The organism is Streptomyces sp. SID3343, from assembly GCF_009865215.1.
Lineage (GTDB): Bacteria > Actinomycetota > Actinomycetes > Streptomycetales > Streptomycetaceae > Embleya.
This window is the reverse complement of sequence record NZ_WWJX01001559.1, coordinates 1-10,634: the sequence shown is the minus strand read 5'-3', so window position 1 is coordinate 10,634 and position 10,634 is coordinate 1. Positions and strand designations below refer to the sequence as shown.

The 10,634-nt window shown below is 70.3% G+C and carries 7 protein-coding genes and 2 pseudogenes; 3 read left to right on the top strand and 6 right to left on the bottom strand.

The window, feature by feature from the left end:
• Nucleotides 1–435: 435 nt before the first annotated feature.
• Together GT354_RS50010 and GT354_RS56980 are read right to left on the bottom strand one after the other, a co-directional pair.
• A complete protein-coding gene (locus GT354_RS50010) occupies nucleotides 436–615 on the bottom strand; it encodes a hypothetical protein (RefSeq protein ID WP_161364852.1) in 180 nt (59 codons plus the stop codon).
• A gap of 28 nt (nucleotides 616–643) precedes the next feature.
• On the bottom strand, nucleotides 644–850 hold the full coding sequence (locus tag GT354_RS56980) for a hypothetical protein (protein WP_161364851.1): 207 nt from the start codon (nucleotides 848–850) through the stop codon (nucleotides 644–646).
• Between the two features lie 1,046 nt (nucleotides 851–1,896).
• Here GT354_RS56980 and GT354_RS50000 point away from each other — a divergent pair.
• The 3 genes from GT354_RS50000 to cimA all read left to right on the top strand — a co-directional run bounded on the left by GT354_RS50000 (nucleotide 1,897) and on the right by cimA (nucleotide 6,515).
• Entirely contained in the window at nucleotides 1,897–2,940 is a 1,044-nt protein-coding gene (locus GT354_RS50000) for a 3-isopropylmalate dehydrogenase (RefSeq protein ID WP_161364849.1), read from the top strand.
• A 240-nt stretch (nucleotides 2,941–3,180) separates the two neighbouring features.
• On the top strand, nucleotides 3,181–4,308 hold the full coding sequence (locus tag GT354_RS49995) for a branched-chain amino acid aminotransferase (protein ID WP_161364847.1): 1,128 nt from the start codon (nucleotides 3,181–3,183) through the stop codon (nucleotides 4,306–4,308).
• A gap of 539 nt (nucleotides 4,309–4,847) precedes the next feature.
• Nucleotides 4,848–6,515 (top strand): citramalate synthase, encoded by a 1,668-nt coding sequence (gene cimA, locus GT354_RS49990; protein ID WP_161364845.1) that lies wholly within the window; start codon nucleotides 4,848–4,850, stop codon nucleotides 6,513–6,515.
• A 934-nt stretch (nucleotides 6,516–7,449) separates the two neighbouring features.
• On the opposite strand, the gene GT354_RS49985 is transcribed toward cimA, so the two are convergent.
• From GT354_RS49985 to GT354_RS49970, 4 genes and pseudogenes are all read right to left on the bottom strand, one after another.
• Nucleotides 7,450–8,040, bottom strand: coding sequence for an ATP/GTP-binding protein (locus GT354_RS49985; protein WP_161364843.1), 591 nt, complete (start codon nucleotides 8,038–8,040; stop codon nucleotides 7,450–7,452).
• Nucleotides 8,021–8,344: pseudogene (locus GT354_RS49980) on the bottom strand (DUF742 domain-containing protein); the annotation flags it as partial. The gene GT354_RS49985 and the pseudogene GT354_RS49980, both read right to left, overlap by 20 nt.
• Before the next feature lie 47 nt (nucleotides 8,345–8,391).
• Nucleotides 8,392–8,814, bottom strand: coding sequence for a roadblock/LC7 domain-containing protein (locus tag GT354_RS49975; protein WP_161364841.1), 423 nt, complete (start codon nucleotides 8,812–8,814; stop codon nucleotides 8,392–8,394).
• Nucleotides 8,811–10,634: pseudogene (locus GT354_RS49970) on the bottom strand (hypothetical protein); the annotation flags it as partial. The gene GT354_RS49975 and the pseudogene GT354_RS49970, both read right to left, overlap by 4 nt.

The following is a 10,634-nucleotide window of genomic DNA, read 5'->3' as shown; positions in this document are numbered from 1 at the left end:
GGTCGACGATCGATCAGTGGGCGCTGACGCGCCGACGGGCGGCCGAGTGGACGTCGCGACGAAAGTCGCCACGTCGCTCGGCCGCCCGTTCCGTTTTCCGGGCCGGCCGCCGCCGTCGGTCGTTCCCGTCGCTTCGCCACGGCAGGCCGGGCAGTCCGCCGAACGGTGCGAAGCGGGTTCGGCGAGGGGGCGAGGCTGGTGATGGGGATTCGGCGTGAGGGGAAGGCCGGTCACGTGGGCAGTGATCCAGCGCTACGGCGTTGCGCGGGACACGGCGCGTCGGGCCGTGAAGCTGTTACGGGAACAGGGCTACGTCGAAACGATCCCCCATCGCGGGACATTCGTACTCGTTCGCGACGAAGTAGACGCCCCGAAGTAGTGAGGAGAGCGAAACCCCGCCCCCGAATGGGAGCGGGGCCGTTGCGCCGGACCCTGTCAGGTGGGTCGGCGTAGTTCCCGGAGCGCACGCGCGGCCCCGCTGTAGCGCGGTACCTCGATCATCGGATGCCGTTGCCGAAGTATGCCGGTCACCTTCGCGCAGACGAAGCAGAACAGCGCGGTCGGCCATTCCGGGTCCGGCATGGACTCGGTACCGCAGACGGGGCAAGTGGTCACGCGGGCGCTCCTTTCGCTGCCCGGCGTACTACGCCGTCAGGTCGAACTCTCCCGCCTTGGCGCCCTCGATGAACGCATTCCACTCGGCGGGGGTGTGGTGGCGTCGGACGATCCGGAATCCGACTACGCGGTTCCCTGGTGGCGGTTCAACGTACTCGTTTCCCTGCTTCTGGCACGGCTTGGCGAGGAACAGTCGGCCCTGTCGGCGCAGGAGGCCGCCTCCCAAAGTCTTCATCACCGTCTTCCGCCGACCGGCCCGACCTCGCCCGAGTGCGAGCCCGACCGAGCTCACGGGCGCCCGTCTGGAGCACACCGGAGCCCCGGCCATCCGTCTGGACTCGCCGGGGTTCGAGGGGCGGACGGGCCGCTGGGTAATCACCAGGACACGTCGACCGCCCGGAGCAAGCGGGGGTGTCGCGTCGGCGATCAAGCCGTTGCGGGGTCGGGGCACCGCCGGCGAATTCGGTCCCTCCCTCGGCGGGAGCCGTAAAACCGCAGCCCGTCCGGGAAACGCAACGGGTGGTGCGGGTGGGAACCATTCCGAGCCACCAAAAGCGAAACCGCAGCGCCCACACGCAACCCGACCAGCGTCGGCCACCACCGCGCCACGTCCCGAACCCAGGTTCACCGGCCCCGCGGCACCCGGCCCGACCGCACCCGCCTCGGTCCGGCCACGCTGCGCTCGCTTTGCCTCACGTCGCGGCGGACGCTCACCGACTCGGGCCGCCCACCGAGCCGGATCCGCCGAGTGCGCTCTTCAACCCCGATTCGCCACCGACCCGCCGCCTCGGGGACGCCACCGACCCGCCACCGAGCACGCCGACCGACACCTCACGACACGCCTGACAACCGCGGCCGATCTCAGATAGTAGGAACTCCGAGTAAATTGCAGACATCGACGCGACCCGTCGCCTACCGTGAAAGAGACGGCCCCTTCCGTACCCGGAAATCCCCGTACGGTAGGACATGACCGCACGCCCACAAGGCCCCTGCACGTGCCCGTCGCACACCGTGTAGACCACCCGCCTTGTGAAGGAAGTGCCGTCATGGACGAAACCACGCGCCGCAACGCCGCCCGCGCCCTCCAGCGCGCTCTCGACCGCCGCGACAACGGCGGCAGCCCGGCCGACGAGGACCGCTGAGGGTCGCGCGCCCCCATTGCCGACTCCAGCCCGGTAACCGCCGAGCCCAGCCGGCGGCCGTAAGGCTGGTTCGCACCGATGCGTCCCATCATGCGGACTGTGCATGTCAGTCCATGGGACGGAAGGTAAGGTCCACCGCATGTCTCGCAGCATTCGTCTCGCAGTGGTTCCCGGTGACGGCATCGGTCAGGAAGTGGTCGCGGAGGGTCTCAAGGTCCTCGGCGCGGTACTTCCGGACGACGTCAAGATCGAGACCACCGAGTACGACCTCGGTGCCCGCCTGTACCACCGCACCGGAGAGACGCTGCCCGACAGCGTGCTCGAAGAGCTGCGCAACCAGGACGCCATCCTGCTCGGCGCCATCGGCGACCCGAGCGTTCCCTCGGGGGTCCTGGAGCGCGGTCTGCTCCTCAAGCTCCGCTTCGCGTTCGACCACCACGTGAACCTGCGTCCGGCCAAGCTCGCGCCGGGTGTCGTCTCGCCGCTGGGCGCCGACGCGCAGATCGACTTCGTCGTGGTCCGCGAAGGCACCGAGGGGCCGTACACGGGCAACGGTGGCAGCCTCCGTACCGGCACCGAGCACGAGGTCGCCACCGAGGTCAGTGTCAACACGGCGTTCGGCATCGAGCGGGTCGTGCGTGACGCGTTCGCCCGGGCCCAGGCCCGCCCGCGCAAAAAGCTCACGCTCGTGCACAAGAACAACGTGCTCGTGTACGCCGGCCACCTGTGGACGCGGATCTTCAACGCGGTCGCGGCCGAGTTCCCCGACGTCACGACCGACTACCTGCACGTGGACGCCGCGACCATCTTCATGGTCACCCAGCCCGAGCGCTTCGACGTGATCGTCACCGACAACCTGTTCGGCGACATCATCACCGACCTCGCCGCCGCCATCGCCGGTGGCATCGGGCTCGCGGCCAGCGGCAACATCAACCCGTCGCGCGCGTTCCCGTCGATGTTCGAGCCGGTGCACGGCTCGGCTCCCGACATCGCCGGCCAGGGCAAGGCCGACCCCACCGCCGCCGTACTGTCGGTCGCGATGCTCCTGGAGCACCTCGGCCTGACCGTTGAGGCCCGCAAGGTCGAGGCGGCGGTCTACGCCGACCTCGCCGAGCGCGCCACGCTCGGTACCCGCGGAACGTCGCAGATCGGCGACGCGCTCGCCGCCCGAGTAGCCGGCTGATTCGCCGGCACCCACACACGTACGTCGACCGGGACCGTCGACGCGTGCCCCCTGCCGGACCGGCGAGTCAGCCATCCCGCGGGTCAGGGGCCCGCGCCTGTCGGGATCCCGGTCGACTGCGTTAACGTCTCACCGGGTGGAACGCCGGTGCGGGTTCCCGGGAACGCTTCGAACAAGAGGAAACCGGGTCCCACAGCACCCAGCTCCGCCATACCCCACGGTGAAGGACGAAGACCAGCCATGACGACTGCCGCCCCGCAGGAGCCCACCCTCCAGGCTCCGCAGACGATCGACCTCAAGCCCACCGCGCACCCGCTGAGCGACGCCGAGCGAGCCACGCGCCTGAAGAATCCCGGCTTCGGCCGCGTGTTCACCGAACACATGGTCGGCATCAAATGGAGTGCGGGCCGTGGCTGGTACGACGCGCAACTGACCGAATACGCGTCGCTCGACATCGACCCGGCGAACATGACGCTGCACTACGCCCAGTCGATCTTCGAGGGCCTCAAGGCGTACCGCCGCCCCGACGGCAGCGTCGCCACGTTCCGGCCCTACGCCAACGCCGCGCGCTTCCAGGCGTCCGCGCGCCGGCTCGCGATGCCGGAGCTGCCCCAGGATCTGTTCGTCGCCGCCGTCGACGCGCTCATTCGCCAGGACGCGGCGTGGGTGCCGAGCGAGCCCGAGGAGAGCCTGTACATCCGGCCCTTCATGTTCGCGACCGAGGTCGGCCTGGGCGTGCGCCCCGCCAACGAGTTCCTGTTCCTGGTCATCGCGTCGCCGGCCGGGCCCTACTTCGCCGGTGGCGTGAAGCCGGTCTCGGTGTGGCTGTCGCAGGAGTACGTGCGCGCGGTGCCCGGCGGCACCGGCGAGGCCAAGTGCGCCGGCAACTACGCGGCGTCGCTCGTCGCGCAGGCGCAGGCCACCGAGCAGGGCTGTGACCAGGTCGTCTGGCTCGACGCGGTGGAGCGCCGCTGGATCGAGGAGATGGGCGGGATGAACCTGTACTTCGTGTACGGGGAGGGCAAGGACGCCCGCATCGTCACGCCGCGCCTGACCGGCTCCCTCCTGCCGGGCATCACCCGCGATTCGCTGCTGCAACTCGCGGCCGACCGCGGCTACGCCACCGAGGAAGCCCTGATCTCGGTCGACGACTGGCGCGAGGGCAACGCGAACGGCACCCTCACCGAGGTCTTCGCGTGCGGCACGGCGGCGGTGATCACCCCGGTCGGCTCGGTCAAGTCCACCAGCGCCGCCTGGACGGTCGGCTCCGGCGAAGCCGGCCCGATCACCATGGAACTGCGCAAGGCCTTGGTCGACATCCAAACCGGCCGCACCACCGACCCCCACGGTTGGATGCACCAGGTCTGACCTTCGGGTCGAGCGCGGGCGGGGCAATCGGTCCCGACAAGGCCCCACGGCCCCGCCCCGCTCCGCCCGGGTCTCCGGGCCTGACGAGGCACACCCCGATCGCCGTAAACCCGCAGCCTTCGAACGGAGCGCAACGGGTGGTGCGGGTGGGAACCCTCCCAAGCCCGCCGACGGCGCGACCCCAGCCCCCGGCGCCGACCGCACCCACTCGCACCACGCCCCCCGGGCAGCGAACCGCACCAAGCGCCGAACGACCGCCACGACCACGCCCACATAGTGAGACCCCCGGCCCACGCAGAACGAGATATGCAAGACTCCGCATCATGCAGCAGTGGCTCATTATTAGCCGCAGCGTGCCGGCAACGGGCTGATCACCCCCACAAGGGGTTTGCAGACGCGACACACCCGCGTCTCGACCGCCCACCGCCCGCACGCAGACCTCTCGCGACCGCGAGGGGTCTTTTTGTTTGTCGCCCCACCCCGGCGACCGATGACGCGCGCGGGCCCGCCATGACTTGATCGATGGGAGAACCGAGGCCATGACCCCGACGACGAACCCGACACCCGCGACCGACCCGAGCGACCCGGGCCACCGGACCGACCCGGCCGACCCGGCCGACTTTCACGTCTTCGACACCACCCTCAGGGACGGTTCGCAGCGTGAGGGCATCAACCTCACGGTGTCCGACAAGCTCACCGTCGCCCGCTACCTGGACGAGTTCGGAGTCGGCTTCATCGAGGGCGGTTGGCCCGGCGCCGTACCGCGCGACACCGAGTTCTTCCGCCGCGCCAAGGAAGAGCTCGTACTCGCCAACGCCGTTCTGGTCGCCTTCGGCGCGACCCGCAAGGCCGGTACCACCGCGGCCGAGGACCCCCAGGTCAAGGCCCTGCTCGACGCCGAGGCGCCCGTGGTGTGCCTGGTGGCCAAGTCGCACGACAAGCACGTCTCGCTCGCGCTGCGTACGACACTGGACGAGAACGTGGAGATGGTCCGCGACACCGTGTCGTACCTGCGCGCGGCCGGCCGCCGGGTGTTCGTCGACTGCGAGCACTTCTTCGACGGCTACCGGGCCAACCCCGAGTACGCCGCCCGCGTCGTCGCCACCGCGCACGAGGCCGGCGCCGAAGTGGTGGTCCTGTGCGACACCAACGGCGGAATGCTGCCCACCGGGGTCCGCGAGATCGTCGCCGAGGTACACGCCGGCACCGGCGCCCGCCTGGGCATCCACGCGCAGGACGACACCGGCTGCGCGGTCGCCAACACCATCGCGGCCGTCGAGGGCGGCGCCACGCACGTCCAGTGCACCGCCAACGGCTACGGCGAGCGGGTCGGCAATGCCAACCTCTTCCAGGTCGTGGGCAACCTCGAGCTCAAGAAGGACATGCGCGTCCTGCCCGAGGGCGGCCTGCGCGACATGACCCGCATCTCGCACGCGATCGCCGAAGTGGTCAACCTGGCGCCGTCCACGCACCTGCCCTACGTGGGCGTGTCCGCGTTCGCGCACAAGGCCGGGCTGCACGCGTCCGCGATCAAGGTCGACCCCGACCTGTACCAGCACATCGATCCCGCGCTCGTCGGCAACGACATGCGCATGCTGATCTCGGACATGGCCGGGCGCGCGTCGATCGAGCTCAAGGGCAGGGAACTGGGCTACGACCTCTCGAACGACAAGGACCTCGTCGGCCGGGTGGTGAACCAGGTCAAGGAGCGCGAGGCGGCCGGCTACACGTACGAGGCCGCCGACGCGTCCTTCGAACTGCTGCTGCGCGACGAGAGCATGGGCCGCGCCCGGTTCTTCACGCTCGAATCGTGGCGCGTGATCAGCGAGCAGCGCGGCGACGGCGCCCCCGTCAACGAGGCGACCGTGAAGCTGCACGCCAACGGCGAGCGGATCGTCGCCACGGGCGAGGGCAACGGCCCCGTCAACGCGCTCGACCGGGCTCTGCGGCTGGCCCTGGCGCGAATCCACCCGCAGCTCGCGACATTCGAACTGGTCGACTACAAGGTGCGTCTGCTGGAAGGCCGGCACGGCACCGACGCCATCACGCGAGTGCTCGTGGAGACCTCCGACGGCAAGCAGGAGTGGAGCACGGTCGGCGTCGCCGAGAACGTGGTCGCGGCCTCGTGGCAGGCCCTGGAGGACGCGTACACGTACGGTCTGCTCAAGGCGGGCCTCACCCCCGGCGGGACGGGCACCGAGGGCTGAGACCGCGCGTGGAGCCGATGAAGCGGTAGGACGGCGAGACCGTCAGGGGCGGCCGGGGCGGAAGGACCGCCACCCGTCGCCCCACGGTTCGTCCCAGCCCGTGGGCAACGGGGACAACGACCCGGGCGGCGGGGACGGCAAGGTCGGTTGCGGGGCCGACTGGGGGGCGGGCTTCGGGTCCGGCTTGGGCGCCGGCTTGGGCGCGGATGTGGGCGCCGGCTTGGCGACGTTGAGCGGTCGCATCGGCGCCGCGGGCGGACGTATGGGCGACGACGCCAACGGGCTCGCGGCCGTCATCGGGTTGGGCGGCAGAAGTGGTTCGATCTCTTCGAGACGTGCCAATTCGCGTCCGACGGCGAAACGTTCGAGCCGCCCTCGGACCTCTTCCGGTTCTCTCGAGACGGGGAGATCCCGCTCGACGTCGAATCCCTCGGCCGCAGCACCAGGCAGCAAATTCGCCTGCGGGGGCCTTCGCGGCAGCCCGGATTCGGTCGTTCCGTCCACCGTCGGCCGGCGAGCCGCTTGCGCCGCACGCCTGCTGTTGTCGTCCACCGAACCCCACCTCGGTTCGTTGTTGGGCCTGCGCCTCAAAACGTTCTGATATCAATTGGGCAACAGATGACTATGGAACGACCCTAGCAATGAGTGGCGCGAGGTGGGGACCCGCCCGGCCATATCGAGCGGTCCTGTCACACATTTGTCGAATTCATCGAAGGGCCTCGGGAAACGGCCGGATCGATGCCCGAAGCGCGCGTCCACCTGCCGTGCTTCGCGATACCCGACTGCGATACGACTGCGATACCCGACTGCGATACCGACTCGTTCACGTGGTGTTCTCGGAGCAGACAAGACTTTGGGCGACCCCAGAAATCGGAGTCGCCCTCGGCCTTGTGGTGCGAGTTACGAAAAAACAGGTACAGACAGGTGTGGAACGTCAGCGAAGGCGCGCCATCAGGGCGTGCTCGACCAGCGTGATCAGGGTCGACTTGGCCGATTCGCGGCGCCGTGCGTCACAGCTCACGATCGGGGTGTCGGGCCCTATTTGCAAAGCCTCGCGGACATCCTCCGCGTGGTGGGTCTGCAATCCGTCGAAGCAGTTCAACGCGACGATGAAGGGCAGGCCACTGTTCTCGAAGTAGTCGATCGCCGGGAAGCAATCGGCAAGGCGACGGGTGTCCACCAGGACCACCGCGCCGATCGCGCCGCGAACGAGGTCGTCCCACATGAACCAGAACCGGTGCTGACCCGGAGTACCGAAGAGGTACAGGATCAGATCCTCGTCCAACGTGATACGACCGAAGTCCATCGCGACGGTGGTCGTCTGCTTGTCCGGCGTCGCCGACAGGTCGTCGACACCGGCACTGGCGGACGTCATGACCGCCTCGGTGCGCAGCGGCGCGATTTCCGAGACGGCGCCGACGAGCGTGGTCTTGCCCACGCCGAATCCGCCTGCCACGACGATCTTCGCCGAGGTGGTGGAAGACCTGGCCGGAGCCGGGCCCGGGCTAGAGCTTGCGAAGTCCACTGAGCACCCTTTCGAGCAGCGTGACGTCCGGCTGCCCCTGGTCGTTCCCGGGCTGGTGGATGACCACCAGCCCGGCTTCGGCGAGGTCCGCGACCAGTACGCGGGCGACGCCGAGCGGGATGGTGAGCAGTGCCGAGATCTCGGCTACCGACTTGACCTCGCGACACAGCGCGCAGATGCGCTGGTGCTCGGGCAACAGGCCGGGTGGGTTGGCCACCTGAGGTGTCGTGGTGACCAGGGCCTCCAGCGCGAGCTGGTAACGAGGCCGGGTGCGACCACCGGTCATGGCGTACGGGCGGACCAGGGTCTCGTGAAACTCCTGGTCCCCGTGATCGGACATATCCGGAGGTGTCATCGCGGCAGTGCACCTTGGAGTTCGGCGCGCAGAGCCGGCGTGAGAACAGCGCCTGCGCGATCGACGAGCAGGGCCATCTCGTAGCCGATCAGGCCGATGTCGCACTCCGGCGACGCCAGCACGGCCAGCGACGAGCCGTCCGAAATCGACATGATAAACAGGAAACCCCGTTCCATTTCCACGACCGTCTGGGTCACATGCCCGCCCTCGAAGATACGGGAAGCGCCCTGGGTCAGGCTGGTCAAACCCGATGCAACGGCGGCGAGCTGGTCGGCCCGGTCGCGAGGGAAGCCCTCGGACAGGGCGAGCAGCAGGCCGTCTGCGCTGACCACGACCGTGTGCGACACCCCGGGGGTGTTGTCCACGAAGTTCGTGATCAGCCAGTTCAGGTTCTGCGCGGCCTGGCTCAACTCAGTCATGCCTGCTCCTGGTTGTTCTCGTCACGAGGCCGAGGGGCGGATCCCCCGGACCCGGCGGTGCGACCCTGCTGGATGCCCCGGCGGAAGTTGGTCAGACGCCCGCGTACCTCGTCGGGCGACCGGGACAGCCCCGGATTGCCCGGCGCGGCCTGCCGACCCGGCTGCTCCCCACGAGCCGTCGGGTTGGTGGGCGCCGTGCCCGGACCACTCGGGGCCTGCGCCCCGCCGGCCTGCTCGACGCCGCCCGGTACCAGGTTGGCACGGGGCACACGACGGGGCAGACCCGCTCCGGTGGTACCACCCGAGGACGGCTCGCGCGCGGCTTCCGCCGCCCGCCAACCGTCGTCGCCTGCGGAGTACCAACCGGACTGCGGGCCCTGGGGGCCGACAGTGGCGGGTGCCGCCGACGCGGGCTGTTCGTAGCTGTCGGACTCGGTGGGCGTACCGAACATGTCGATGCCGGGCTGCGGACGGCCGCCGTACGCGGGGGCCTGCTCGGGCTCCCCGGGTGCCTGCGGCGCCTCGCCCTGGGGCATCAACGGCGGGTTGGTCGCCATCGGCACCCGGCGGTCGAGGTTGCCGAGCGGACCCGCCTCGGGAGCCTCTGCCGGCTGCTCCGGCGCCCTGGCGCCGGTGTCCCCACCCCGTGTGGTGGAGCGGACCTGAGCGGCGCGCATGCGGCCGCCTCGGTTGCCCTGACGGTGGAACCAGTCCGATTCGAGCGTGTCGAAGATCGGCAGTCGACCTTCGTCGGCGGTGCTCGGGGGCACGGCCATGTCCAGTTCGGACGGGCCGGGCACCTGGTGCGTGCCGTCCTGCGGTCCGGCGGGCGGGAACGGGCTCCCCGACTGCCGGTCCGATCCGACCGGTGCGAACGGCGAGACGGCGCCCGGTCGGACGTCGCCCTGCGGGCCGCGCGCCTGTTCGGCCCGCGTGTGCTCGTCGGGCTGCAATTGCTGCCGTTCGGGCATCGGACGAGTCTGCGGCGCGGAACCGCGCAGCACCGGCAGCGAGTCGGCGGCCGACGGTTGGTCCTGCCGCTGCGTCTGCTCGCGCTGCGGCAGCGCCTCACGACGCGTCAGTTCCTCGCGTCGCGGGGTGTCGAACGCGGACGGTACGGCGGCCTGCGGCGCGACCGGTTCGGCCGGCGGGGCGGGTGCGACCGGGGTGAGCCCGTCGTACTCGGTGCCCCACGGGCCGGGGTTGCGCTGCGACTGCTCGTCGCGGCGCGGCGCGAGTTCGGCTCCGGGAAGGGTGAGCTCCTGCGAGGGCTGCTCGTATCCGGTCCGGTCGATCTCGGCGCGTGGTTCGTCCGAGTACGGCGACGCGTAGGGCGACGCGAACTCGGAGGTGTCGCCGGCGAGACCCGGGCCGTTGCCCGGCTGCGGCGGGGCCGGGAAGGACCCGGTGTCCTGCCCGTATTGCGGTTGCTGCCCACGCTGCGGCGAGAGGTCCTCGCCGCCGCCCCCGAACGTCGGGGCGGGCGGTGCGGCGGGGAACGAGCCCGTACGCGAGTCGTCCTGCGGCGCACTCGGCGCCACCGGGGCGAACGGGTTGTCCCGGCCCGGCGTGGCCGGCGGCGGCGAGCTCGGCGCGCGGTGTGCGCCGGTGCTCGTGACGCCGGGTTCGGCGGCGAACGGGTTGGCCGTGCCCGGGTACGGCGTGTCGTGCGAGGTCCCGTCCTGGAAGGACGGCGCCGCGAACGACTGCGTGCTGCCGTACGACGGCTCCTGCTGTACCGGAGCCTGCGGGGCGGGGGCCTGGGGCTGCTGGGCCTGCTGGGCCTGGGCGACGCTCGGCGCGCCGTTCGGCGCCTCGGC

Excerpts from the sequence above, each read along its gene's own strand:
- GT354_RS56980 (WP_161364851.1), bottom strand. The coding sequence starts at position 850 with ATGAAGACTTTGGGAGGCGGCCTCCTGCGCCGACAGGGCCGACTGTTC.
- GT354_RS49995 (WP_161364847.1), top strand. The coding sequence starts at position 3,181 with ATGACGACTGCCGCCCCGCAGGAGCCCACCCTCCAGGCTCCGCAGACG.
- cimA (WP_161364845.1), top strand. The coding sequence starts at position 4,848 with ATGACCCCGACGACGAACCCGACACCCGCGACCGACCCGAGCGACCCG.
- GT354_RS50000 (WP_161364849.1), top strand. The coding sequence starts at position 1,897 with ATGTCTCGCAGCATTCGTCTCGCAGTGGTTCCCGGTGACGGCATCGGT.
- GT354_RS49975 (WP_161364841.1), bottom strand. The coding sequence starts at position 8,814 with ATGACTGAGTTGAGCCAGGCCGCGCAGAACCTGAACTGGCTGATCACG.